Origin of the sequence: Streptomyces sp. C1-1, assembly GCF_050214755.1 — a bacterium.
Lineage (GTDB): Bacteria > Actinomycetota > Actinomycetes > Streptomycetales > Streptomycetaceae > Streptomyces.
This window is the reverse complement of sequence record NZ_CP189826.1, coordinates 958,412-982,277: the sequence shown is the minus strand read 5'-3', so window position 1 is coordinate 982,277 and position 23,866 is coordinate 958,412. Positions and strand designations below refer to the sequence as shown.

The following is a 23,866-nucleotide window of genomic DNA, read 5'->3' as shown; positions in this document are numbered from 1 at the left end:
ATGACCGGCACCGTGGCCGGCCTGCCGGACGAGGTGCGGCGGGTGTTGGCGGTGGTTGCACATCCCGACGACGAGTCGTTCGGGCTGGGCGGCCTCCTGGCCCTGCTGACCGGCGGCGGGGTACCCGCGGCAGTGCTCTGCTTCACTCACGGTGAGGCGTCCACCCTGCACGGCAGGCCCGGCGACCTGCACACCCTGCGCGCGGACGAACTTGCCTGCGCCGCACGGGAACTGGGCGTCGAGCGCGTGGAACTGGCCGACCACGCGGACGGCGCTCTCGTCGACATCCCGTTGCCCCGGCTTGCCGCGGAGGTGGCCCGCCTGATCGGCGAGCAGCGCCCCAGCCACCTGCTCGTGTTCGACATGGGAGGCGTCACCGGGCACCGGGACCACCAGCGGGCGACCGGCGCCGCGCTGCTCGCCGCCCGCCGGTCCGGTGTCTCAGTGCTGGGATGGACCCTGCCGCAGCGGGTGGCGGACCGGCTGAACGCCGAGTTCGGTACGTCCTTCATCGGTCGGGCCCCGGCAGAGTGCCGTGTCGTTGAGCCGGTGCCGCGCGAGCGGCAACGCCGTGCCATCGCCTGTCATGCCAGCCAGTCGTCCGACAACCCGGTGCTCTGGCGGCGTCTGGAACTCCTGGGTGACCGGGAACATCTGCGGATCCTGCAGTGACCCGGACCGTGGCGACGTCAGAAGGCGGGGGAGCCCGTCCGGGACGGGCCGGCGGACTTGGTCCCGTGCTCGGCCAGGTCGGCCTGCACGAGGAGCAGGCTGGCCAGGTCGCGTGCCTCGTCGGCGGTGAGCGACGCCCACACTCCCGGCTCGCCCCCTTGGTCCCGGCCCACGTCCAGGGTGACCCGGCTGATGGGCCGTTCCGCGGCTGCCAGCCGTAGGCATCTCACGGCGATCCTGCGCCCGCAGGCGGTCACGACAAAGCCGTCCTCGCTCGTAGCGAGTCGGTCGGGTCCTGTCGTCGCCATCGTTCTCACGCTCCTCCGCGGGCGGTGACGGTCCCCGGCGGGCGTCTTCCTGGACTTGTATACCCGGCGGGGTATAAGTGTCAGCGTCGCGCAAGGCCGCATTGTTCCCGTGCTCGCGCGCGTGCGGCCCTTCTCGCGCGACGGGGGTGTCTCGGTCGGACAGCCGGCGCAAGGGGCGAAGGGGGAGTTGCTGGGGCCGTCCGGCCCTCCAGGAGCTCGGATCGTGAAAATACCGTGTGGGGTATCCGAATCCGTGATCGCTCGGGAGGGATCCTCCGATGGCCGTCTCTGATCAGTCAGCCTCTCCCATCAACGTCGGCCTGCCGCTGATCGGCGACAGGGCACCGGACTTCGAGGCCGAATCCACTCATGACCTAGTCCGGCTGGCCGACTGCGCGGGCAAGTGGCTCGTGCTCTTCAGCCACCCGGCGGACTTCACTCCGGTGTGCACCACCGAGTTCGTCGCCTTCACCGAACTCGCCGACGAGTTCGCCGCCCGCGACACCGCCCTGCTCGGCAACTCGGTGGACTCCGTTCACAGCCACCTCGCCTGGACCCGTGCGATCGAAGAGAAGCTTGGCGTGCGCATTCCGTTCCCGATCATCGCCGACCTGGACATGCGCGTCGCGCACGCCTACGGCATGCTCCACCCCAACACCTCGGGCACCGCCGCCGTACGCGCCGTCTTCGTCATCGACCCGGAACAGACCGTGCGGGCGGTGCTGTACTACCCGATGAACGCCGGACGCATGATCCCCGAGATCCTGCGGCTCCTCGACGCCCTGCAGACTTCCGACCGCGACGGCGTCTCCTGCCCGGCCAACTGGCACCCGGGCGAGGACGTCGTCCTGGGCGCTCCCCGCACCCAGGCGGAACTGGAGGCACGGCTGGCCGACGACAGCGTCAAGCTCACCGACTGGTATCTGGCGACCAGGCCCGGAACACCGGCCTGACCCGCGGCGCGATCTCGCGGGACGGTGTCACGTCCGCACGGCATGGACGAGCGTGTCGAGGGCCGTGCGGCTGCCGCCCTCGGCGTCGGTCACCGGCCGGGAGACCGTCTCGGCCCGCAGGATCTCGGCGTGAGGTCGCCACTGGTCGGCCACCTGTTCAGGCGTGTACAGCACGCGCGGATCCTGCGGGCCGCCGTACCCGTGTTCGGGATTGGCTGCGTCATGGCCGACGAGCAGCAGGATGCCGCCCGAGCGGACGGCAGCGGCGGCCCGGGGCAGCACCTGGGCCATGTCCGGCCACGGCAGGTGCAGATACGCGATCAGTACCAGGTCGTACGTCGCCTCCGGGGGCGCCCAGAGGGTGAGGTCGGCGCGGACGGTCCGCAGCCGCACACCCCGTTCGGCGGCCAGCTCCTCGGCCTTCTCCAGCGCTACGGCGGAGAAGTCGACGGCGTCCACCTCCCAGCCCCGCTCCGCGAGCCACACCGCGTTGCGGCCTTCGCCGGCGGCGAGGTCGACGGCCCGCCCGGACGGCTTCAGACCGGCCAGCTCCTCGGCGACGAAGCGGTTGGGCTCGGCCTTCCACACCAGTTCGCTGCCGCGGTAGCGCTCGTCCCAGCTCGCCGCGTCCATGTCCTCCGCCTCATTTCTCCGCGTGCGCGGAATCGTCATCCGTGTCGATGTCGTCGTCCGGGGCCATGATGTCGTCCCCTGCGAGCAGATAGGGGTAGGGGCAGCTGCTGGGATCCGGAGCGATGCAGGCGTTGCAGGGGCGGGATCGGTCGAGGACACACTTCGGGGTCGGTCTCACGTCTCGCCGCCTTTCTCGTCCAGGGCGGCGAGGCGTTCGGACAGCTCCCCCGAGGCACGTTTGAAGGCCAGGACGGGAACGTAGTGCCGTACGCGCGCGTCGGTGAAGAGCGCGAACGCCTCCTCCGCTGCCGTCGCCAGTGCCTCGGACGGGAGATCTGGAAATCGGTGTGTGAGCCGCTCTTGGACGGCCTCGCGGGCGCGTTGCTCCGCCGCCGGTGTCGGCGGTCCGGTCGGTCGGGTGTCGGGGCAGTGGCCGCCCGGCTGGACGGCCCAGTCGGTCATGATGGCGCGGGAGTTCACTTCTGCACCCCCTCAAGGGTGGGGTCCGGGTCAGGCGAGCGTGAGGAACAACTTCTCCAGTTCGGCCTCACTCAGCGGAGGGACGTGTCCCCGCTGTCGTTCGGTGAGGCACTGGCGAATGCGCCCGCGACTATCTTGAAGCCGGCCCGGTCCAGGGCGTGGGTGACCGCGGCCAGCTGGGTGACGACGTCCTTGCGGTCGCGCTCCGCCTCGACCATGGCGATGACCGCTGCCAGTTGTCCCTGGGCCCGGCGCAGCCGGTTGAGCACCTCGGCCCACGAGTCCGCTTCCGTGTTGTCGGCGCTCACGACTTCGGTGGTGTTCACCGGGCACCTCCTCAGGGCCGGGTTCGGGGCGTGTACCGCGCCCCTACGTGTTCTGAGGCGACGCGGTCGCGCCGTTGCCGCCTACGGTCTCGGCACGGACGGCGAGCGAGACCGCGGGCCCGCTTGCATCATCCGGCACAGCTGGGGCGTCGCTCGGCTGGTCCGGCGTTCGTCCGGAGCGCCTGAGCATGTACCAGCTGAGGGCGATCCCCGCCGCCGCGGCCACGGAGGCCCATGTCCAGGGGCTGGTGAGCAGGGTGTGACGAAGGTCGGAGCTAATCTGCTGGCCTAGGACGAAGACGCCCATGACGGCGACGAACCAGCCGAAGGACTTGCGCAGTGCGTCCTGCGGGATCCGCCCGGCGAGCAGGCCGCCGAGCAGGCTGCCGACCACGGCGGTCGCCGTGACGAGCGCCGCGAAGCCCCAGTCGATGTGCACGCTGGCGAGGTAACCGGCCAGGCCCGCGAAGGACTTCATGGAGATGACCAGCAGGGAGGTGCCGACCGCGACGGTCATCGGCAGCCCGCCGAGCAGCGCGAGCGCGGGAACGACGAGGAAGCCTCCGCCGGCGCCGACCAGTCCGGTCACCAGGCCCACGACGATGCCGTCCAACAGGACGTGCAGGACGGGGAGTTCGTGGTGGACTTTCTGCGGCGCCTGCCGGCGGCCGCGGATCATGGCGACGGCCGTGGCGATCATCATGAGGGCGAAGGCGAGCAGCAGGACGCCGCCGGGGATGTACTCGGCCAGTCGACCGCCCGCGTAGGCGCCGGTCATGCCGGCGAGCCCGAACAACAGTCCCGTACGCCAGCGGACGCGTCCGGCCCGCGCGTGGGAGACGACGCCGGCGGCGCTGGTGACGCCCACGACGAACAGCGAGGTGGCGATAGCCTCCTTGGTCTCCATGCCGGCCAGGTAGATCAGGATGGGCACGGTCAGGATGGACCCGCCGCCGCCCAGGACGCCGAGGCTGACGCCGATGAGCAGGGAGGCGGCGATGATGACGGCGATCATGACGTGCCCCGCAGGGCGGCGACGACGGTGTCGAGGTCGGTGCGTGGTCCGCGGTTGTAGGGCAGCTTCGACAGCAGCATGCCCATGGCGCAGGTGTTGGTGAGCGCGGCGACGGTCAGCCCGGCGCCGACGGCCGTGCCGATCAGGTGCAGTCCGGGCACGAACAGGCCCGCGACGCCGGTCACCAGGACGAGGGCTCCGGCGACGAGTCGGACCTGTCGTTCCAAATCCCAGCGCTGGGGGCCGCGGGTGAGCGGGCCGCCGGCGTTCTCCCAGGCCATGACGCCGCCGTCGAGGACGCGCAGGTTGGGCAGTCCGGCCTGGGCGAGGGCTTGTTCGGCCTGGGCGGCGCGGGCGCCGGAGCGGCAGATGAGGATGACGTCCTCATTCAGGTGGTGGCGCAGTTCGGCGCGGTGCTCGCGCAGGGTGTCGAGGGGGACGTTGTAGGAGCCGGGGATGTGGGCGGCGCGGAACTCGCCGGGCGTGCGCACGTCCAGCAGCCGCGGGCCCTCTCCGCCCCGGGTGAGGTCGCGCAGGGCGGCGGGATCGAGTCGTGGCTTGTCGGCATGGATGGTCATCGCTGGGTTCCTTGATGTCTTCGAAGGGGTTGGGGGCGGGCGGCGGCCGATTCCCGTGACCGCCGCCCGGAGTGCGGAGTGCGGAGTGCGGTGGATCAGACGTCGGCGGATGCGGGGAGGGCGAGCCAGGCGCCGTAGCCGCCGAGCAGGTCGGAGACGTCGGTGCGGTCCTCGTGTCGCAGCAGGCTGGCGGCGATGGAGGAGCGGTGGCCGCCCGCGCAGTGCACGACCAGGGGTCGGCCGGTGGGGATCTCGTCGATGCGGCGGGCGAGTTCGGCCAGCGGGATGTGCAGCGAGCCCTCGATGAAGCCCTCCTCGCGTTCGGCGGTGTTGCGCACGTCCAGCACCAGCGGGGGCTCGTCGCCGTCCAGCAGGCGGCGCAGCTCGTCGGCGGTCAGGCGGCTCGCCTGTTCCATCTCGTCGGCCAGGGCGGGGAAGGCGCCTTCGGGTTCGCGCAGATAGCCGCCGACCTTGTCGAAGCCGATCCGGGCGAGGCGGGTGACGACCTCCTCCTCGCGGTCCTGCGGCGCGATGACGACCACGTCCTGCTCGGGGGTGACGACCATGCCGGCCTGTTCGGCGAAGCGGCCGTCGGCGGGCACGTTGACCGAGCCGCGCAGATACCCCGGGGCGAAGTCCTGCGGCGAGCGGGCGTCCACCACGACCGCTCCGCCCGCGCGCCGTTGCATGAACTCCTCGACCGACAGCGGCCGGGGTGCGGCGGCCGCGTCGAACAGGCCGTGCTCCTTGCGGTTGAGGATGGCGTCGTAGACGAAGTAGGCGGGCGCGGAGGGCTGCCCCGCGGTCACCAGCTCCACGAACTTCTCCTCGCTCATGGGCCGGCAGGCGTAGTTGGTGGCGCGCTGTTCGCCGATGGTGGACTGGCGCTGGGTGGAGAGGTTCTTGCCGCAGGCGGATCCGGCGCCGTGGGCGGGGAAGACCCGTACCGCGTCCGGGAGGGCCATCAGTTTGTGCTGGATGGTGTCGTAGAGCATCTTGCCGAGTTCGTCGGCGGTGACGCCGATGGAGGCGAGCAGGTCGGGCCGTCCGACGTCGCCGATGAACAGCGCGTCGCCTGTCAGCACGCCGTGGGGGACGGTGTCGCCTGCGTGCTCGTACACCAGGACGCTGATCGACTCGGGGGTGTGACCGGGCGTTTCGAGGATCTGCAGCTGCACGTCGCCGAGGCTGATGCGCTCGCCGTCGGTCAGTTTGTGGATGGGGTATTCGGCCTCGGCGCGCTGTCCGTAGCCGATCCAGGCGCCGGTGCGGTCGGCGAGTTCGAGGTGGCCGGCGAGGAAGTCGGCGTGGAAGTGGGTGTTGATGACGGCCTCGATGGTGAAACCGTGGGCGGCGGCGTCGGTGAGGTACTCGGAGACGTCGCGGCGCGGATCGACGACGACGGCCTTGCCGGTGGTCTCGTCGGCGATCATGTACGACGCCTGGGAGAGGCAGTCGAGGTAGTACTGGGCGAAGAACATGGTCGGGTGACCTCCATGTCGGAAGGGTTGTATTACCCCGGGGGGTATATAGAAGGGTCTGGTCCGCCCTTGTCGAAGGGCGGGGGTGGTGGTCGGCCCGGGTCGGGGGATGCCCGGGCCGACCGGTCAGAGGCGGCCGGTGAGCATGCCGTGCCAGTACACCGGCGGCAGGCCGTACCGCTTGAACAGCCACATCGTGCGCCGCTCCTTGAAGGGGTCGAGCAGCGGGAAGGTGGGCGTGGGCTTGAGGTCGTAGTCGAACTCGGCCAGCAGCATCCGGTCGCGGGCGGTCACCAGCGGGCAGGACGTGTAGCCGTCGTAGCGGTGCGACGGCTCGCGGCCGTTCATGACGTCGAGCAGATTCGCGGCGACCGCCGGGGCCTGCTTGCGCACCGCGGCACCGGTCTTCGAGGTGGGCAGGTTGGCCACGTCGCCGAGGGCGAAGACGTTCTCGTAGGACGGGTGTCGGAGGGTGTGTTTGTCGGCGGCGACGAAGCCCTGCGGGCTGGCGGGGTCGGCGAGGGGGCTCTCCTTGACCCAGTCGGGGGCGCTTTGCGGCGGGACGGCGTGCAGGAGGTCGTAGCCGAGGGTCTCCTTCGTGCCGTTCGCGTGGTCGGTGACGGTGAGTTCGCGGGCGTCGCCGTCGACGGCCGTCATCTCGGAGCGCAGCCGCACCTCGATGCCGTAGCGGGCGGCGACCTTCTCCAGGACCTGCGACCAGGCGGGGACCTTGAACATCGCGGGGTCGGGGATGACGAGGACGACACGGATGTCGTCGAGGACCTTGTGCCGACGCCAGTGGTCGGCTGCCAGGTAGGCGATCTTCTGCGGGGCGCCGCCGCACTTCAGCGGGGTGGCCGGGTGGGTGAAGACGGCCGTGCCGGAGCGCATCTGGCGAATCAGTTCCCAGGTGCGCGGGGCGTACTCGGGCGCGTAGTTGCTGCTCACCCGGTCGTGTCCGACGGCCTCGGCCAGGCCCGGCACGCCGTCCCAGTCGAGCTGGAGGCCGGGTGCCATGACCAGGTATTCGTAGGTGAGTTCTGCGCCGTCGGACAGGGTCACCGTGCGGGCCTCGGGGTCGACGGCCAGGGCGCGGCGGCGGATCCAGCGCACCCCGTCGGGTATCACCGACCCCTCGGACCGGCGGGTGGTGCTCAGGGGCGCCTGGCCCCCGCCGACGAGGGTCCACAGCGGCTGGTACCAGTGGGTGTCGGACGGTTCGATCAGGGTGATGTCGCTGATGCCGGCGTGGCGCAGGCGGGCAGCGACGCTGATGCCGGCGCTGCCTCCGCCGATGACGGCGACGCGGTGACGGCCGTCGAGCGGTGCGTCGGTGGGGGAAGGGGTGGCGGCCAAGGTGGTACTCCTTTCCGACTGGCCGGTGTGCGGGGGCGGACCGGGGTCAGGCGGCGTGCTCGTGGGAACCGGCCGCGACGGGACGCCCGCCGCGGGTCCAGGCGCCAGTGCCGCCCGCCACGGAGTAGGCGTCGATGCCGCGGGAGGTCATCCGGTCGACGGCGGTCCTGCTGCGGTTGCCGCTGGCGCAGATCACGAACACCGGCCGGCCGGCGGGCAGTTCACCGCACTGGCCGGGCACGGTCCGCAGCGGCATCAGGCGGGCGCCCGGGACGTGCCCGGCCGCGTACTCGTCCGCCTCCCGTACGTCGATGACGAGTGCGCCGTCGGCCCAGGCCGCCGCGAACGCTTCCTGTGTCACTTCACGAGCCACTTCATTGCCTCCTTAATTACCCCGGGGGTATCCCTCTGGCGAGAGTACGGCGGCTCGGAGAGTGGCGTCAAATACCCCAGGGGGTATTTGTCTAAGAGGTAACTCGTGGTGCTGCGCGAGCTTCCCGGCGCGCTCCCTCGTGGCGTGCGCCGGTCCTGGGCAGCCGGAGGGTCATCCGCGTCCCGCGGCCTGGTTCGGAATCGGCGGTGACCGTGCCGCCGTGGGCGGTGACCAGTTCTTTGACGACCGCGAGGCCGATGCCGCTGCCGCCCACGGTGCGAGCGTGGGCTCCGCGCCACAGACGCTCGAAGACGTGCGGCAGCTCGTCGCCGGGGATGCCGGGACCGGTGTCGGCCACCTCCACGAGCGCTTCGGCGGGCGTCGAGGACGTGGTGACGGTGACGGAGTCGCCGGGGCGGCAGTGCCGGGCGGCGTTGCTCAGCAGGTTGCCCAGGGCCTGATGCAGCCGGTCGGCGTCCGCGCGGACGAGCAGGGGAGCGGGGTCAGGGACGATGCGTACCGTCAGCCCTGCCGTGCGCAGCTCGGCCTCCCGCTCGGCCACGGCGGCGCGAGCCAGGGCGGTCACATCCACCTCGGCCAGGTGCAGGGACAGCCGGGCCGACTCCGCCTCCGCCAGTTCCCCGAGGTCGTCGATGATGCGGCCCAGCCGCAGCGCCTGGTCGTGCAGGGAGGCCAGGCGCTGCGCCGACGGGTCGGCGTAGCCGTCGCGCAGTTCCTCCAGGCCCGCCTGGAGGGAAGCCAGGGGCGTGCGCAGTTCGTGGGCGACGTCCGCGGCGAGCCGGTGGCGGGCCTGTTCAGCGTGGCCGACGTCGTCGGCCATGGCGTCGAAGGCGTGGGCGAGGTCGCCCAGTTCTCCGGGTGCGTCGACGCGGGCTCGTGCGGTGCGGTCGCCGGCGGCAAGCGCACGGGCGGTCGCGGCGACGCGGACGACGGGAGCGGTCAGGCGGCGGGTGACGAACCAGCTGACGCCGAGCGCCAGGGCGAGCGCGCCTGCGGCGGCCGCGGCCACCCAGCCCCACGCGATGGGCAGGCCGGCCGACCCGGAGCCGGCCGGGAAGACCAGATACACCGAGCCGACGGTGTGGCCGTCGACCACCACGGGCGCGCTCGCGCCGGGCCCGGAGCCGGCGCTCTGTCCGTGACGTCCGCGGCCCGAGCCGGACATGCCGTGGTCGTTCTCCGCCCCGTCGTCACCGGACATCATCTCGCCGTCCGCGTTTCGCACCGTGAGCACCGCCCCGGCGCCGGCGGCGACGGAGCGCGCCGCCGACAGGTCGGCCGCCGACCAGCCGCCCGCCGTCCGGTAGGCGTCGGCGGCGGCCGCGGCCACCCGGGAGGCGGTGCGCTGACGGTCCGCCTGGTGGGCACTGCTGATCCCGCGGTCGGCACCGACGAGCGCCGCCGCCGTCAGCAGGGCCACGGAAGCGAGCGCCACGACGGCGAACGCGGCGAACAGGCGTCGCCCGAGCGGGCCGAGACCGCCGGACGGCCTCTCGCCGGCGCGTTGCGAACGGGGCTCACGGGTCACGGGTCCACCCCAGCCGATAGCCCACTCCCAGCACGGTCACCACAAGCCCGGGGCCGACGTCCCCGAGCTTGTGGCGCAGGTTCTTCACATGTGAGTCGATCGTCCGCTCGTATCCGGCGAACTCGTAGCCGCGCACCCGGTTGACCAGCTCATAACGCGAGTACACCCGTCCGGGCACTGACGCCAGCGCGGTCAGCAGACCCCACTCGGTGGGCGTCAGTTCCACCGCCGTGCCGTCCAGGACCGCCTCGTGCCGGGCCTCGTCGATCCGCAGCCGCCCCCCGCCGTACGACGAGACCTGCGCCGCATCCGCTGCCGTACCCCGGGCGCGCTGCAGGACCGCGCCCACCCTGAGAACCACCTCGGTGGGGCTGAACGGCTTGGTCACATAGTCGTCGGCGCCCAGCCGCAGCCCGTGGATGCGGTCCTCGACGGTGCTGCGGGCTGTGAGCACCACCACCGGTACCGCGCCCCGCTCGCGGGCCTCGCGCAGTACCTCGTCACCGTCGACGTCCGGCAGCCCCAGATCGAGCAGCGTCAGGTCGACCGCCCGCTCGCCCAGCAGTCGTACCGCCTCCGCGCCCGACGCGGTCGTCACCACCGCGTAGCCCGCCCGTTCCAGGTAGCGGCGCAGCAGTTCGCGGATCTCCTTCTCGTCCTCGACGACGAGCACGGTGGCAGCCATGTCCCACACCTACGCGCCTCGGGTGCGTCCCGGCGAGGGCCGAACAGCCCCAACCCGCCCGGCCGATGTCTCCATGCCGTCTCCACACCCGCAGCACGCCGACTGCAGGGCCCGGCGCGACGGTGACGGTGTGGGAACGGAAGACGTTCCCGGGGATTCGAGGAGGTTCGCCATGAAGCGCAACATCAAGATCGCAACGGCTGTCGCCGCAGGCGCTCTGGCCGTCGGCGGCGTGCTGGCGGTGGGCCCGGTGACCGCGGACACGGGCGGTGCCGCGCCGGTGGCCAGGCAGACCACATCCCAGAGCATGCTGACGAACGGTCAGCATCAGGCGCGCCACCACGGCGACGACGCTGACGGCATCCGGCACGACGGAACCTGCACCGGAGCCGCCCTGGCGTCGCAAGGCACCCTGACCGCCGCACAGAAGGCCACGCTGACGAGCATGGCCGAGGAGGAGAAGCTCGCGCACGACCTCTACACGGCATTCGCAGAACGCTACGACGTGCGCGTCTTCGAGCGGATCGCGACGGCCGAGACCCAGCACCTGACCGCCGTGCGCACCCTGCTGGACCGCTACGACGTCACCGACCCGACCGCCGGCAAGCCGGCCGGTGAGTTCACCGACCCGGCCGTCCAAGCCGCCTACGACCGGCTCCTGAAGCAGGGCGAGGGCAGCCTGTCCGGTGCCCTGGAGGCGGGCCGTACGTTCGAGACCGACGACATCGCCGCGCTGACCAAGGCGCTGTCCGGACTCACCGCCCCGGACACGCGCCAGGTGTACACCAACCTGCTCGCCGCCTCCGAGCAGCACCTGACGGCATTCGAGCACTGGATCGCCGACGAGTAGGACGAGAAAAAGGAGACGGTCCCGGCCTGTACCTGGCCGGGACCGTCGGGGTTCGTCGGAGCGGAGGTCCGGCTGTCTACACGGCGGCCGTCGGGGCCCCCGCACGCGCCCTGCGGCGGCGCAGCGCGAACACGGTGGTCATCGTGCCGGTTGTCAGCAGACCGGCGCCGATGACGATCGGCAGGGCCGGCGAGGTGGAGCTCGCGGCGGCGACGTTCTGCGCCTTGAGGTCCTGCACGTACGCCGGGCACGGGGCGTGCGCGGAGGCAGAGGACCCCGTCTGTGCGTAGTGGTGCGGGATCGGCTTCACGGACTTCACCGAGCCGTCCGCGTTCAGCAGCACCTGCTTGTTGTTGGGGTGCCGGAAGTCGAACAGGCCGCTCAGGCTGCCCGCCCGCCGGTCGAGGAGGCGTCACCGATACGGCCGGTGCCCCAGTTGTTCTCGATGAACTTCGTGATCGACGCCTGCTCGGTCGCAGTGTGGTCGCCACCCGACTCGCCGACACCACGGTGTTCGCCGAGACGACCCGACGGATCGTGCGGACCCGGAACGAGCAGGGCGACGACCGGGTCCGCCACTGGTACTACGACGGCGCGGGCCTGGACTACCTGGGCTGCGACTGGCACCCCTCCGTCCACGACCACCGGATCATCTCCGGTCTCCTCGACGACCGGCTCGCCGCCCTTCCGCTGCGCTGGTAGCCGGGAAGCCGCCTTCCGCCGGGCGGCGGCGGGCCGTGCGAGCGTGCGTGGCCGCGAGGACGAGGATCAGGCCCGCGACCGCGACCGGCGCCGCGGCCACCAGCCAGTCGATCCCGCCGCCCGTCCCCGGACTCACCGCGACGGCGGCGGCGACCGCGGCGACCGCCAGGGCGGAGCCCAGAAGGGCGGCGAACACGTACCGGGCGCTGTCGTCGCCCCTGCCGTGCCGGGGCGGGTCCGGGGTCAACGCCGCCCAGTGCCGGGCCACTTCCCGCCGCTCGTCCCGGCGCCGGACGAAGGACCGGATGCGCAGGCCGACCGTGGCGACAGCGCCCGCCGCGGCCGTCCCGGCGACCAGCCACCATGTCTCCGCCACGAGGAGCAGGACGGCGACGACGCCGGCCGTGCCCCAGCCGCTCAGACAGGCCGCCGCGGCGAAGCGGCGGGAGTCGGGCCGGTCGGCTCCCGCGCGCAGGTCGACGAGGGCGGGGACGTACCAGACACAGCCGGACGCGGTCACCAAGGCGGTGCCGACCGCCAGCACGGCCTGTGCCATGTCACCTCACCGCCTCGGCCTCGAGTGCGGCGATCTCCGGGTGGTGCAGGTCGAACGCCGGGGACTCGGACCGGATCCGGGGCAGCGAGGCGAAGTTGTGGCGCGGGGGCGGGCAGGAGGTCGCCCACTCCAGCGAACGGCCGTAGCCCCAGGGGTCGTCGACGTTGACCGGCTTGCCGTACTTGGCGGTCTTCCAGACGTTGTAGATGAAGGGAAGGATCGACATGCCGAGCAGGAACGAGCCGATCGTCGAGACCGTGTTCAGGGCGGTGAAGCCGTCGGCCGCCAGGTAGTCGGCGTACCGGCGCGGCATGCCCTCGGCGCCCAGCCAGTGCTGCACCAGGAACGTGGTGTGGAAGCCGATGGTCAGGGTCCAGAACGTGATCTTGCCGAGGCGCTCGTCGAGCATCTTGCCGGTCATCTTCGGCCACCAGAAGTGGAATCCCGCGAACATCGCGTACACCACCGTGCCGAACACCGTGTAGTGGAAGTGCGCGACCACGAAGTAGGAGTCGGAGAGGTGGAAGTCCATCGGCGGCGAGGCGAGGATGACGCCGGTCAGGCCGCCGAAGGTGAAGGTGATCAGGAAGCCGGTGGTCCACAGCATCGGCGTCTCGAAGGACAGGGACCCCTTCCACATCGTGCCGATCCAGTTGAAGAACTTCACACCGGTCGGGACCGCGATGAGGAAGGTCATGAAGGAGAAGAACGGCAGCAGCACACCGCCGGTGACGTACATGTGGTGCGCCCACACCGTGACGGACAGACCCGCGATCGCGATGGTCGCGCCGATCAGGCCCATGTAACCGAACATCGGCTTGCGGGAGAAGACCGGGATGACCTCGGAGACGATCCCGAAGAACGGCAGCGCCAGGATGTACACCTCGGGATGGCCGAAGAACCAGAAGAGGTGCTGCCACAACAACGCGCCGCCGTTGGCCGCGTCGAAGACGTGTGCCCCGAACTTGCGGTCCGCCTCCAGCGCGAACAGCGCGGCCGCCAGCACCGGGAACACGATGAGGATCAGTACCGCGGTCAGCAGCACGTTCCACACGAAGATCGGCATGCGGAACATCGTCATGCCGGGCGCGCGCATGCAGACGATGGTCGTGATGAAGTTGACCGCGCCCAGGATCGACCCGAAGCCGGACAGCGCCACCCCCATGATCCACAGGTCGGCGCCGAGCCCCGGTGAGTGGACCGCGTCGGACAGCGGGGCGTACAGGAACCAGCCGAAGTCGGCGGCACCGCCCGGGGTGAGGAAGCCGAACGCGGCGATCGAGGAGCCGAACAGGAAGAGCCAGTAGGCCAGCATGTTCAGCCGGGGGAAGGCCACGTCGGGGGCGCCGATCTGCAGCGGCATGATCCAGTTGGCGAATCCGGTGAACAGGGGCATGGCGAACATCAGCAGCATGATCGAGCCGTGCATGGTGAACGCCTGGTTGAACTGCTCCTGCGACATGATCTGCAGCCCGGGCCGGGCGAGCTCGGCGCGCATCAGCAGCGCCATCACACCGCCCACCAGGAAGAACACGAAGGCGGTGACGAGGTACATCGTCCCGATCTTCTTGTGGTCGGTGGTCGTCAGCCAATCCGTCCAGGCCGGCCGGCTCTCCGCCCGTCCGACCGCGGCCGGCTGTCCGGCCACGGCGACCACGGCCTCGGGGCGCGCGGTTCCCACCTGCTGTATCTGTGCCTCGTCCACCGGACGGAGTCCTCCCGATCTGCTCATGTCGTGCGACGAGCCGGGAAGCGCCACGAGTGAGGGACGTGACCGGGCCTTCCGGGCCGTCGCCACATGATCGGCCGAGGGGCACCCGGTCCCGATAGGGTCCAAAGTCCCCCACGCCGACACCCCGAGGGGGCCCAACGGCCCCTCTTCGCGCCGACGGTCCGACGGAGTCCCGGTCAGGACCTCGCGTGTCGTACGCTGCTGAGCACCAGACCGGCCCAGGAACGGCGGGTATGTCCGAATCACCAGCGCAGGCGGCGCTCCCGTCACGCCCACGGCTCGACGTGCCGGAGCGGATGCACGGTCTCCTGAACGCGGTCATGAACCTGGGGCGCGGGCTGGAGCTGTCCCAGGTGCTGCGGAGCATCGTGGAGGCGGCCGTCGAGCTCACCGACGCCGAGTACGGCGCCCTGGGCGTGATCGGCGAGGGACAGCGGCTGTCGCAGTTCCTGACGGTGGGCATCCCCGACGACTCGGCGGCCCGGATCGGCGGGCCCCCTCGCGGGCGGGGCATCCTCGGTGAACTGATCCGCCACCCGGTTCCGTTGCGTCTGACCGACCTGACCCGGCACCCCGGCAGCCTCCGTCTCCCCGAGCACCATCCCCCGATGCGCAGCTTCCTGGGGGTGCCCATCCGCGTGCGGGACGAGGTGTTCGGCAATCTGTACCTGACCGAGAAGCGGGACGGCGCGGACTTCGACGCCGACGACGAGGCCCTTGTGACCACGCTGGCCAAGGCCGCCGGCGTGGCCATCGACAACGCCCGCAGGTATCACGACAGTCGCCGCCGGGAGCGGTGGCTGGAGGCGCTCGGCGAGATCAGCCGCAGTCTCCTCGCCGGCACCGAGACACACGCGGTGCTGGGCCTGATCGCCCGGCGGGCCGGCGAGCTGGCCGACGCCGACCAGGCCGTCGTCCTGCTCCCGTCCGGACCGCACGGCGACCGGCTCACCGTCGAGACCACGCACGGGCCCGACGCCGGGGACCTGCCGGGTCTGTCCTTCCCGGCCCACGGGTCCCTCGCCGGTCAGGCCGCGCGCACCGGCAGGGCCGTGGCCACCGCGGACGCCGAGAACGACCCCCGGGTGCGCCCGCTCGGCGCCGGGGACGGCACGGGCTCGTACGGGCCCGTCGTCGCGGTCCCGCTGCCGCTCGACGCCGCGGCCTGCGGCGCGCTGCGGCTGAGCCGGCGCAGCGGACGGGCGGCCTTCGACGACACCGAGGTGCTTCTCGTCTCCCGTTTCGCCGACCAGGCCGCCCTCGCCCTCGAACTCGCCCGCCGCCGCGCGGAGTCCGGGGAACTCGCCGTCCTGCGCGAACGCGACCGCATCGCCCGCGACCTGCACGACCTCGCCGTCCAGCGGCTGTTCGCCACCGGCATGACCCTGCGGAGCACCACCCGCACTCTGGGCGGCGCGGACGCCGTCGAACGCGTCGGACGGGCGGTGCGGGACCTGGACACCACCGTCGAGATCATCCGTACGGCCATCTTCGAGCTGCGGTCCGCCGGTGACGACCGGGGCGGGGCGGGACTGCGCCGTCGTATGCCCGAGGCCGTCCGGCTCGCCGCCGGGTCCCTGGGGTTCAGTCCCGCTCTGCGGATCGAGGGCCCGGTGGACTCCACGGTTCCCGCCGAGGTGGCCGAGCAGGTGCTCGCCGTGACCGCCGAGGCGCTCGACGGCATCGCCCGGCACACCGGCGCCACCCGGGCGGACGTGGTGCTGGCCGTGCCGATGACCGGGGACCGCCTCACCCTCACGGTGACGGACGACGGCGCGGCCCCGCACGGGGAGAAGGCCTGCGCCGGGCCGCCCGGCCCGCGCTCGCACACTGAGCGGTACGGCGGGACACTGACCGTCGAGTCCTCCGTCGACAGCGGCACCCGGCTGACGTGGCGGACACGGCTGCCCGCCGACTGAACGGCCGCCGCCTACCGCGAGGGCCCCTGCCGCTCGCGCAACCGGCCGGCCAGCAGCGCCGCCTGGACCCGGCGGTCCACGCCCAGCTTGGACAGGATGGACGAGACCCGGTTCTTGATGGTCTTCTCGGCGAGGAACAGTCGCTCGGCGATCTGGCGGTTCGTCAGTCCCTCGCCGATCAGGTCCAGGATCTCCAGTTCGCGCGGTGACAGCCGCTCCAGCTCGGGCGACACGGCCGGCTCGGGCGCCGGCAGCGGGGCCCGCAGCCTCGCCATCACCCGTGCGGTCGCCCTCGGATCCAGCAGGGACTGCCCACCCGCCACCTTGCGCACGGCCTCCACCAGGTCGGAGCCGTCGATGCGCTTGAGCACATACCCGGCCGCGCCCGCCATGATCGCGTCGAACAGCGCCTCGTCGTCGTCGAACGACGTCAGCATCAGACAGGCCAACTCCGGCAACCGCGCCCGCAGTTCGCGGCACACCTCGACCCCGGCACGGTCGCCGCTGCCGTCGTCGCCCAGCCGCACGTCCAGAACGGCGACCTGCGGGCGGACGGCGGGCACCCGGGCGAGCGCCTCCTGGGCGGTCGCCGCCTCCCCGGCCACGGTGATGTCCGGTTCGGCCTCCAGCAGGTCGCGCACCCCCCGGCGCACCACCTCGTGGTCGTCGAGGATGAACACCCGCAGCGGTGCGGCGGATGCGGGGGAGGGGGCGGAGTCGGTGTGCATGGGGGCTTCCACGGAGGGTCGGACGACGAGACGAGGGGTCGGAGGGGTCACAGGAGGGTCTGCCAGTAGTCCCACCAGCGGGTGGCGATCAGCATCACGATGCTCAGACACCAGGTGAGCGGTACCACCCAGTGGAACTCCAGCACCCCCGCGACCACCGCGCGGGGAGCGCCGACGACGCCGTGCCGCAGGTTGTGCGCCGTGGTGTACCAGAACATCGCGATGGTGGCCGCCCAGGCCAGGCAGCACCACAGGCACAGCGCACCGATCTCGTACAGGGCCTGCGTCATCAGCCACATGCAGAAGGCCGCGCCGAGCAGCGTGCCCGCGTTCAGCCCCAGCCAGAACCAGCGCGGGAAACGGGCGCCGGACAGCAGCACGACGCCGACCGTGACGACCACCGGATAGGCGAGCAGGCCGAGCACCGGGTTGGGGAAGCCGAACACGGACGCCTGGGCGCTCTTCATGACGCTGCCGCACGACAGGACCGGGCTGAGATTGCACGAGGGCGAGAAGAGGGGGTCCTGCAGGAGCCGGATCTTGTCGATCGTGATCACGAAGGAGGCGAGTGCGCCGAGTGCGCCGGAGACGATCAGCAGCCAGGCGAAGCCACGCGAGGCACCACTCGCCGCGCCGCGTGGGGAGATCTGCCCGCCCCCTTCCGGTGCCCGTCGTGCCTCTGGGGTGGCGGTGGTCGTGCCGCTCATCGAAGGTGTTCCGCCTTGCCGCTGGTCAGTACGGGTTCCGGGTCGAGGGAGGTGGAAGGGCGGGCGACCGCGTGCGGACGGCGACCGGCGGGATGCGCCGGTTCGCCGGGTGCCGTCCCGCGGGCCGCCTTCTCGGGCCAGACGACCTCGACCTCGATGCCGCGGGCACGCGCGTACGCCACCAGGTGGGCGGTGGCGTCACGACCGTTGGAGGGCGAGCCGTCCCAGACGGCGAACAGGTGCCGGCATTCGGCGATCATCTGCTCGTCGGCCGCGACGCAGGCGTCCCGGTCCGCCGGGTCGTAGGGCAGCAGCCGTACCTGACAGGCGAGGAGCAGCAGCTCGCCCGTCGCCATCCGGTCCCGTTCGGGCAGCAGCGCGGGGACGAGCCCCTGGGTGGGCGTCAGAACGATCAGATCACGCCCCGTCGCCCGCGCGGCCCGGCCGAACGCCACCGGCACACCGGCTCCCGCCCGCACCAGCCCCGGCGTACCGCCGGGCAGCCGGGCCAGGGCCGCCCGCAGCTCGGACTCCACCAGGTCCAGCGTGTCCCCGGTCAGATCGGTGTGCCCCACCGCCGCGATCATTCCGCCAGCCTCCCGCCCTACGACGTTCACGTTTCCCGGCCCCCTTGGGTGCTTTCGGCCCCGCTGGCTCAGTGAAGCCAGCGCGCCGAGGGCCGACAAGGGCCGAAGGTCCTCGCTCCGCCCGTCCGCGACCCGGCGGCCGCGCGGGCTCATGCCCAGGGCGAGTCGATGTCGAAGACGGTGGCGACGCGCTTGATCTCGTCCCTGGTCAGGCCCTCGGCCCGCCGTCCGGCGACCAGATCCAGGTACTCGTAGCGCGCACCGGTCTCGGCGTACTCGATCCGGTCGACGGCGTGGGTGACCGACACGTCGGAGCGGGCCATCACCCCGTGCTTGCTCCACAGCACCACCTGCGCGTCCCGCAGCCCCTCGACGTTGGCCGCCATGAGCTCCGCCGAGCCGGGGACCATGAAGTCGAGGACCACGACGCCCTCCGGCAGGCTGACGACCGCTTCCGGCTCCCAGCGCAGGATGCGGGGGCTGAGGGCAGCCGTACTGCGGTAGGCGGGGACGTGACTGAGGTAGGTCAGGTGCGGGGGCTGGGCGTGGACCGCCGCATGGAAGGCCAGGCCGCGCCGCGCCACCTGGTCCTGATGGACCGCCAGATGGGAGTTGAACTCACTGGTCGGGCGGGCGAACCGGCGGCGCGGCGAAGTGCGCAGGGTGGCCGTCCGTCCGTCCCGGTGGATGCGTACGGCGCCGATGCCGGCCAGGGGGTCCTCGGCGAGTTGGCGCAGTCTGCGTCCCGAGCCGGTCACCAGGACGGTCCGCCCGGCCAGCGCCGGAGCGGGCAGAGGGAGCACGATCTCCTCGCTGTGGGGGAAGCGGTCGCCGAGGTCGAGGTCCCGGCCGATGTACACCGAGAGGTTGCCGGCGGCCGCCTCGCTCGCGCCGATGTCGCTGATCCGGCCGCCGGCCGCGCCCATGTCGGCGAGCAGGTCGTCGAGGTTCGGGAAGGATGTCGTCGTCGGCATGGCTCGGGACCCCTTTCTGAAACGTTTCAATCTCGTCTTCACGCTATTCGGGGTCCGCCACCCGGGACAGAGTCGAACGACCCCTTCTCGGGGCCCGACGGGTCAACGAGCGCGGATTTTCAATTGCCCCCATTCACAAAGGAATTGGCGGCCGCATTCCTGTGTGAACAGGCGGACCGCCCTCTACCGCGCGGTGTAGCTTCTACCCGTCAGTAGGGGCCTGATCAAGGGTGGTTCTGTGGCTGCCTCTCCGCACATAGAGAAATTCGCCGCTCACCTTCGCATGCTGAAGGACCGCAGTGGCCGGGGGTACGACCGCCTCGGCAAGGAGGCGGGCGTCAGCGGCTCCAGTCTGCATCGGTACTGCTCAGGCCTCGGCGTCCCGGCGGACTACCGGGTGGTGCACGCCTTCGCCAAGGTGTGCGGCGCCAGTGCGGAGGAACTGCGCGAATTGCACCGGCTGTGGGCGCTGGCGGACAGCGACCGCGACGCGCCGGCCGCACCGGCCGCGCCGGCCGCACCGGCCGCACCGGCCGCGCCGGCCGCACCGGCCGCGCCGGCCGCGCCGGCGGTGTCGACTGTGCCGGTCGCGTCGGCCGCATCGGTCGCGTCGGCCGTATCGATCGAGGAAAGTGGGGAATGCGCCTCCGACACGCCCGCCCCGCCCGCCGAGGCCGGGAAGACGGCCCCGGCTCCGGGGGAGGACGTCACCCCGCCGCAGGTCACCGTCGGTCAGGAAGGGTCGCCGCGACGGTACCGGCTGCCCGACAAGCTGTCCTCGCGATGGGCGATCCTGGCCGCCGTGCTCGCGGTGATGCTGGTGGCCGGCTTCGTGTGGCTGCCTTCCGGGCCCACCGGCGGTGACTCTCCGGCCGCGGGCGACAAGGTGCTGGACTCCTCGGCGTGCGGGACGGTCAGCATGGGGGAGCACGACGAGTGCGTGCGTGAGGTGCAGCGCCTGCTGGTGCGCGCCAAGGGCAGGCTCGCCGTCGACGGGGACTTCGGTCCGGAGACCCTGCGCAGGGTGACCGCGTTCCAGGTGCTGGCGGGGGTGACGGCCAGAGGGGTGGTCGACGAGGACACCAAGAAGGCGCTCTACGCGCAGAAGGTGACCATGTCGACCTGGTCAACGGCCAGGGTGGCGAAGCGGATCCGCGAGGTGTTCGTCGAGGACCCCGACACCGCCGTGGCCATCGCCCGCTGCGCGTCTTTCCTCGACCCGCTGTACGTGCTGCCCAACACCAACGGCAGCCGCAACTGGGGGGTGTTCCAGATCTCCGACGCCCGCCTCCGGGACCTGGACGGCACACCGCTGCGGGCGTTCGACCCGGACTGGAACATCAGGGCGGCCCACCGGCTGTGGGCCGCCCGGCACGACTTCCACGACTGGCCGTCGTGCCAGGCGGCGTTGAAGAACACGCCTGAGAGCTGAAGCCCGGCGCCTCGGACACTCCGCCGCGGTACCCGAGGACACCGGACCACCGGCGGCCGGCGTCAGACCGTGCCGTCCTCCCACCACCAGTCACGGCCCAGGTCGGCCCTGCTGTCGACGTGCTGGTGGTCGGTGTTGTACGTCTCCAGCCCGGAGAACCCGCAGGTCTCCGCCTTCTGGTAGACGGTCTTGTTGGACACGCCGGACACGTCGAGATCGGCCGCCGTGCCGTACAGGTGCATGCTGTCGCTGGCGCCGCCGATCTCGGCGTTGTGCGCGATACTGCGGAAGCCGGAGTTGACGGTGATCGGCTTGTCGCCCAGCTTCTTGCGCAGCGCCTCCAGCTTGTACATGCAGCGGCGCACGTTCTCCTTGACCTGCGAGGCGCTCAGCTTGCCGCCGTTGAAGGTGCCGTCCGTCTGGTTCACGAACTCGCTCCAGTTGAAGTGGAGCGTGGAACCGTCGGACTGCTCCAGGGAGTTGAGCTTGGCCTGGGTGTTGGGTCCGGCGCTGCCGTCGGCGGAGAGACCGTACGCCGCCTGGAACCGGCGTACGGCCGCCGCCGTGCCGGGGCCGAAGTCCCCGTCGATGCTGACCCGGCTGTGACTGGCGCTGTCCGCGGCCCAGCCCGCGACGCGGATCTGCAGTTCGGTGACGTCGGCGCCGCTGTCGCCCTGGTTCAGGGTGCGCGACCACCCATAGGCCTGCGCGGTACCCGAGAACAGCAGCTGTCCGAACGCGACACCGGCGCCGGCTGCCAGGGTGCCACGCAGCATGGCGCGGCGGTCGATGGGACGGAAGAAGGAGGTCATGGTCGTCCTTTCGGTGAACGGCGGTGCGGGGGAAGGTCAGTAGGCGATCTGGAAGGTGACGTTCTGGGCGTCGGTGTCGTAGGCGTGGATGCGGACGACGAAGTGGGTGCCGTCCTTGACGTCGGTGGCGACGGTTCCCCACTCCGTGCCGTGCGTGGTGTACGCGTCGTCGTTGTTGCACTTGGTGGTGTGGTCGACGAACACCACGCAGGCGTCCAGGTAGACCCCGGGTTCGTCCGTGATGAGCCTGAGGTTGATGTCGTTGCACCGCGAGGACGTGGTGTAGGTGCCGTACTCCTTGGCGGCGGCCTGGTAGTGGTACGTCAAAGTCTTGGCGCCGCCGTAGCAGCTGGTGGCGGCGGCCGAGGTCTGCGCCGAGGCGGGTGCGACGCCCGCTCCCAGCAGTGCGGCTGCGGTGAGCAGGGCCGAGGCGAACGCTCTTGTACGGGTCATGTCGGTCTCCGTCGGGGGAGGAGGGTCAGAAGGCGATCTGCATGACGGCGTCGTCGCCCTCCAGGGGCACGCCGGCGGGCACCGTGAACTTGCTGTCGTTCAGGACGTCGGTGGCGATGGTCGTCCAGCTTCGGCCGACCTTGGTCCAGCGGTTGCAGGTGCCGTACTTCGCGAACTTCACGCAGGCGTTGACGTAGTCGGCGGTGCCGCCGATGACGCGCATGTTGATGTCGGTGCAGCGGCTCGTGGTCCAGTAGGGGCCGAACTCGACGGCGTCGCCGTAGCGCACGGTGACCGCACCGCCGTAGCAGGTGGTCGCCGCGGTGGCCGGGGCGGCCGAGGCGGAGCCGGTCGCCGGGACGGTGACGCCCAGGCAGAGGAGCAGCGCGACGGGAAGCGCGCGGGTGAACCGGGTGGTCATACGGGTTCTCCTGTGGTCGGGCCGGATCAGCGGTTGGCCAGCCGGTCCAGATCGGCCTGGGTGCCGTTGAACACGTCCGCGGTCGCCGGTGCCTTGATGCCCGGGAAGACGGCGGCGTCGGTGTACTGCCACATCGTCCAGGTCGTCGAGCCGTTGGGTACGGGCGGCTGGGTGATCGACTGGCGGTAGTCCGCGAGTTGCAGCGGATAGCGGGCGAAGGCGGTCGTCGAGCCCAGGCAGTCGTCCAGGAACGACTTCTGCGTGTAGATGATCGGAGTGCGGCCGAAGGCCGCCTCCACCCGGTCCAGCCAGGCCTTGGCGTCTGCGACCGTGCCGTAGGTCGGGCAGCGACCGCTGCCGTCGTCCATGCGTTCCAGGTCGAAGATCGGCGGCAGGTCGCCCGCCCGCTGCCCGGTGTAGCCGGTCGCCCGCACGGCGGCGATGAAACGGTCGGCCTGCGCGGCACCCGTGTCCGGCGAGGAGCCCGTGTAGAAGTGGTACGGCGCCACGGCCAGCCCCGCCGCCCTGGCCGCCGGCAGGTCGGTGGCGAGGTATTCGTCGGTGACGTTCGTGCCCCGCGTCGCCTTGACCGTCGCGAACTCGACGCCCGAGGCCCGTACGGCCTTCCAGTCGATCGCCGCACCCCCGGGGTGCTGGTACTTGGCCGTGTCCAGGCCGTCGATCGAGTAGCCGGCCGGACGCGGCGGCGCGCAGTACGTGTTGCGGCCGGACCAGTCCACCAGCTTGGCCCAGGTGTTGGGGCCCACGACGCCGTCGGCACTGAGGTTCGCGCAGTGCTGGAGCTCGATGACCCGGGATTCGGTCCCGCCACCGAAGTCACCGTCGATCGTCAGCGGCGGGTAGTGGAAGGGCTCCATGGCCAGGTTCAGCCGGCACTGCAGCTCCTTGACCTCGATGCCGTTGGCGCCCTTGCGCAGGGTGGGGCGCGTGTCGGTGTGACCGCACACCGCGGACTCCGCCGAACTCGACGTGCCCTGCACGGCGCAGGTGTGAGGTTGCGCGGCCCGGGTGTTCAGCGCCGCCCAGGTCTGCGGGCCGAGGACACCGTCCACGGTCAGCCCTGCGCACCGCTGGAACTCCTTGACCCGCGTCTCCGTCGCCGGCCCGAACGAGCCGTCCGCCCCGATCGGCGTGTACCGGCTCGGCTTCGTCGCCAGGTTGAGCTCGCACTGCGCCTCGAGTGCCGGGTCCCCCGTCGATCCCCGCTGCAGGGTGGGCTGTGCGCTCGTGTGCCCGCAGACCGCGACCGCGGTGGCCGCGGACTGCGCCGCCTGCACCACCGTCGGCCCGCACAGGGGCAGGGCCGCTGCCACGGCGAGGGTCAGACCCCGCAGAAGCGTCCTTTGTCCCATCCGGTGTTCCCCCTCGTATGAATGGCCGGGAGTTCCCGGCGCCGGATCATGCTGGCAGCGGTCGTCCCCAAGTGGCCCCGCTCACCCGTGGATTGGGACACCGGGATGGTCGCGCCCGGGTGACCTGCGAGAACGGATCACCGCTGGGACGGCCGTGGGACGACGGCGCCGGACCGGGAGGGCGAGCGAGGGGGAGTGAGGGGGAGCGGGC

At 71.5% G+C, this 23,866-nt stretch carries 26 protein-coding genes and 3 pseudogenes; 6 read left to right on the top strand and 23 right to left on the bottom strand.

Annotation, left to right across the window (positions count from 1 at the left end; translation table 11 throughout):
- Entirely contained in the window at positions 1 to 672 is a 672-nt protein-coding gene (locus ACQF4J_RS04395; RefSeq protein ID WP_427164613.1) for a PIG-L deacetylase family protein, read from the top strand.
- Between the two features lie 17 nt (positions 673 to 689).
- Here ACQF4J_RS04395 and ACQF4J_RS04390 read toward each other — a convergent pair whose 3' ends face one another.
- Positions 690 to 980, bottom strand: coding sequence for a hypothetical protein (locus ACQF4J_RS04390; RefSeq protein ID WP_427164612.1), 291 nt, complete (start codon positions 978 to 980; stop codon positions 690 to 692).
- A gap of 278 nt (positions 981 to 1,258) precedes the next feature.
- Here ACQF4J_RS04390 and ACQF4J_RS04385 point away from each other — a divergent pair, with 278 nt between their 5' ends.
- Entirely contained in the window at positions 1,259 to 1,933 is a 675-nt protein-coding gene (locus ACQF4J_RS04385; protein ID WP_427164611.1) for a peroxiredoxin, read from the top strand.
- A gap of 27 nt (positions 1,934 to 1,960) precedes the next feature.
- Here ACQF4J_RS04385 and ACQF4J_RS04380 read toward each other — a convergent pair whose 3' ends face one another.
- From ACQF4J_RS04380 to ACQF4J_RS04330, 11 genes and pseudogenes are all read right to left on the bottom strand, one after another.
- A complete protein-coding gene (locus tag ACQF4J_RS04380) occupies positions 1,961 to 2,566 on the bottom strand; it encodes a class I SAM-dependent methyltransferase (RefSeq protein ID WP_427164610.1) in 606 nt (201 codons plus the stop codon).
- Positions 2,567 to 2,576: 10 nt separating this feature from the next.
- Positions 2,577 to 2,744 carry a hypothetical protein gene (locus ACQF4J_RS04375; RefSeq protein WP_427164609.1) on the bottom strand — a complete coding sequence of 56 codons (168 nt, stop codon included), beginning with the start codon at positions 2,742 to 2,744 and terminating at the stop codon, positions 2,577 to 2,579.
- Positions 2,741 to 3,046 (bottom strand): three-helix bundle dimerization domain-containing protein, encoded by a 306-nt coding sequence (locus ACQF4J_RS04370; RefSeq protein WP_427164608.1) that lies wholly within the window; start codon positions 3,044 to 3,046, stop codon positions 2,741 to 2,743. Before ACQF4J_RS04370 ends, ACQF4J_RS04375 begins: the two co-directional genes overlap by 4 nt.
- Positions 3,047 to 3,076: 30 nt before the next feature.
- A pseudogene (locus tag ACQF4J_RS04365) lies at positions 3,077 to 3,372 on the bottom strand (metal-sensitive transcriptional regulator).
- Between the two features lie 43 nt (positions 3,373 to 3,415).
- Positions 3,416 to 4,387, bottom strand: coding sequence for a sulfite exporter TauE/SafE family protein (locus ACQF4J_RS04360; protein ID WP_427164607.1), 972 nt, complete (start codon positions 4,385 to 4,387; stop codon positions 3,416 to 3,418).
- Positions 4,384 to 4,965 carry a rhodanese-like domain-containing protein gene (locus ACQF4J_RS04355; protein ID WP_427164606.1) on the bottom strand — a complete coding sequence of 194 codons (582 nt, stop codon included), beginning with the start codon at positions 4,963 to 4,965 and terminating at the stop codon, positions 4,384 to 4,386. Before ACQF4J_RS04355 ends, ACQF4J_RS04360 begins: the two co-directional genes overlap by 4 nt.
- Before the next feature lie 95 nt (positions 4,966 to 5,060).
- The gene (locus ACQF4J_RS04350) at positions 5,061 to 6,446 is read right to left on the bottom strand and encodes a rhodanese-like domain-containing protein (protein ID WP_427164603.1); all 1,386 of its coding nucleotides are present in this window, start codon (positions 6,444 to 6,446) and stop codon (positions 5,061 to 5,063) included.
- Between the two features lie 126 nt (positions 6,447 to 6,572).
- Positions 6,573 to 7,802, bottom strand: a complete 1,230-nt coding sequence (locus ACQF4J_RS04345) for an FAD-dependent oxidoreductase (protein WP_427164601.1) — start codon at positions 7,800 to 7,802, stop codon at positions 6,573 to 6,575.
- A gap of 46 nt (positions 7,803 to 7,848) precedes the next feature.
- Entirely contained in the window at positions 7,849 to 8,175 is a 327-nt protein-coding gene (locus ACQF4J_RS04340; protein ID WP_427164600.1) for a rhodanese-like domain-containing protein, read from the bottom strand.
- Between the two features lie 91 nt (positions 8,176 to 8,266).
- The gene (locus ACQF4J_RS04335) at positions 8,267 to 9,724 is read right to left on the bottom strand and encodes a HAMP domain-containing sensor histidine kinase (protein ID WP_427164599.1); all 1,458 of its coding nucleotides are present in this window, start codon (positions 9,722 to 9,724) and stop codon (positions 8,267 to 8,269) included.
- Positions 9,714 to 10,409 (bottom strand): response regulator transcription factor, encoded by a 696-nt coding sequence (locus ACQF4J_RS04330; RefSeq protein ID WP_427164598.1) that lies wholly within the window; start codon positions 10,407 to 10,409, stop codon positions 9,714 to 9,716. Before ACQF4J_RS04330 ends, ACQF4J_RS04335 begins: the two co-directional genes overlap by 11 nt.
- A gap of 172 nt (positions 10,410 to 10,581) precedes the next feature.
- Here ACQF4J_RS04330 and ACQF4J_RS04325 point away from each other — a divergent pair, with 172 nt between their 5' ends.
- Positions 10,582 to 11,259, top strand: a complete 678-nt coding sequence (locus ACQF4J_RS04325; protein WP_427164597.1) for a DUF2202 domain-containing protein — start codon at positions 10,582 to 10,584, stop codon at positions 11,257 to 11,259.
- Between the two features lie 76 nt (positions 11,260 to 11,335).
- Here the strand turns inward: ACQF4J_RS04325 and ACQF4J_RS04320 are convergent.
- Positions 11,336 to 11,745, bottom strand: a pseudogene (locus tag ACQF4J_RS04320) (phospholipase); the annotation flags it as partial.
- On the opposite strand from ACQF4J_RS04320, the gene ACQF4J_RS04315 reads away from it, so the two are divergent.
- Positions 11,740 to 11,961: a hypothetical protein gene (locus tag ACQF4J_RS04315; RefSeq protein WP_427168711.1), complete on the top strand. Its 222-nt coding sequence runs from the start codon at positions 11,740 to 11,742 to the stop codon at positions 11,959 to 11,961. The pseudogene ACQF4J_RS04320 and the gene ACQF4J_RS04315 sit on opposite strands and share 6 nt — an antisense overlap.
- Here the strand turns inward: ACQF4J_RS04315 and ACQF4J_RS04310 are convergent.
- Positions 11,909 to 12,517: a hypothetical protein gene (locus ACQF4J_RS04310; protein ID WP_351563732.1), complete on the bottom strand. Its 609-nt coding sequence runs from the start codon at positions 12,515 to 12,517 to the stop codon at positions 11,909 to 11,911. The two genes, ACQF4J_RS04315 and ACQF4J_RS04310, sit on opposite strands and share 53 nt — an antisense overlap.
- Before the next feature lies 1 nt (position 12,518).
- A complete protein-coding gene (ctaD, locus tag ACQF4J_RS04305) occupies positions 12,519 to 14,249 on the bottom strand; it encodes a cytochrome c oxidase subunit I (RefSeq protein ID WP_427164596.1) in 1,731 nt (576 codons plus the stop codon).
- A gap of 296 nt (positions 14,250 to 14,545) precedes the next feature.
- On the opposite strand from ctaD, the gene ACQF4J_RS04300 reads away from it, so the two are divergent.
- On the top strand, positions 14,546 to 16,168 hold the full coding sequence (locus ACQF4J_RS04300; protein WP_427168560.1) for a GAF domain-containing protein: 1,623 nt from the start codon (positions 14,546 to 14,548) through the stop codon (positions 16,166 to 16,168).
- Between the two features lie 11 nt (positions 16,169 to 16,179).
- Here the strand turns inward: ACQF4J_RS04300 and ACQF4J_RS04295 are convergent, their stop codons facing one another.
- The 4 genes and pseudogenes from ACQF4J_RS04295 to ACQF4J_RS04280 form a co-directional block, all read right to left on the bottom strand.
- A complete protein-coding gene (locus ACQF4J_RS04295) occupies positions 16,180 to 16,896 on the bottom strand; it encodes a response regulator (RefSeq protein ID WP_427164595.1) in 717 nt (238 codons plus the stop codon).
- Positions 16,897 to 16,943: 47 nt separating this feature from the next.
- On the bottom strand, positions 16,944 to 17,603 hold the full coding sequence (locus tag ACQF4J_RS04290) for a vitamin K epoxide reductase family protein (protein WP_351563726.1): 660 nt from the start codon (positions 17,601 to 17,603) through the stop codon (positions 16,944 to 16,946).
- An 89-nt stretch (positions 17,604 to 17,692) separates the two neighbouring features.
- Positions 17,693 to 18,190: pseudogene (locus ACQF4J_RS04285) on the bottom strand (hypothetical protein); the annotation flags it as partial.
- A gap of 149 nt (positions 18,191 to 18,339) precedes the next feature.
- Entirely contained in the window at positions 18,340 to 19,164 is an 825-nt protein-coding gene (locus tag ACQF4J_RS04280; protein ID WP_427164594.1) for a class II aldolase/adducin family protein, read from the bottom strand.
- Between the two features lie 283 nt (positions 19,165 to 19,447).
- Between ACQF4J_RS04280 and ACQF4J_RS04275 the strand changes: the two genes are divergently transcribed.
- Complete coding sequence (locus tag ACQF4J_RS04275; RefSeq protein ID WP_427164593.1) at positions 19,448 to 20,596, top strand: helix-turn-helix domain-containing protein; 1,149 nt, start codon at positions 19,448 to 19,450, stop codon at positions 20,594 to 20,596.
- Between the two features lie 62 nt (positions 20,597 to 20,658).
- Here the strand turns inward: ACQF4J_RS04275 and ACQF4J_RS04270 are convergent, their stop codons facing one another.
- Genes ACQF4J_RS04270 through ACQF4J_RS04255 form a run of 4 tightly spaced genes read right to left on the bottom strand, consistent with a single transcriptional unit; the run spans position 20,659 to position 23,655 of the window.
- Complete coding sequence (locus tag ACQF4J_RS04270) at positions 20,659 to 21,408, bottom strand: D-Ala-D-Ala carboxypeptidase family metallohydrolase (protein ID WP_351563720.1); 750 nt, start codon at positions 21,406 to 21,408, stop codon at positions 20,659 to 20,661.
- 36 nt (positions 21,409 to 21,444) lie between these two features.
- Positions 21,445 to 21,861: a hypothetical protein gene (locus ACQF4J_RS04265; protein ID WP_351563718.1), complete on the bottom strand. Its 417-nt coding sequence runs from the start codon at positions 21,859 to 21,861 to the stop codon at positions 21,445 to 21,447.
- Between the two features lie 25 nt (positions 21,862 to 21,886).
- Positions 21,887 to 22,282 carry a hypothetical protein gene (locus tag ACQF4J_RS04260; RefSeq protein WP_351563716.1) on the bottom strand — a complete coding sequence of 132 codons (396 nt, stop codon included), beginning with the start codon at positions 22,280 to 22,282 and terminating at the stop codon, positions 21,887 to 21,889.
- A gap of 26 nt (positions 22,283 to 22,308) precedes the next feature.
- Complete coding sequence (locus ACQF4J_RS04255; protein ID WP_427164591.1) at positions 22,309 to 23,655, bottom strand: GH25 family lysozyme; 1,347 nt, start codon at positions 23,653 to 23,655, stop codon at positions 22,309 to 22,311.
- Positions 23,656 to 23,866 lie beyond the last annotated feature (211 nt).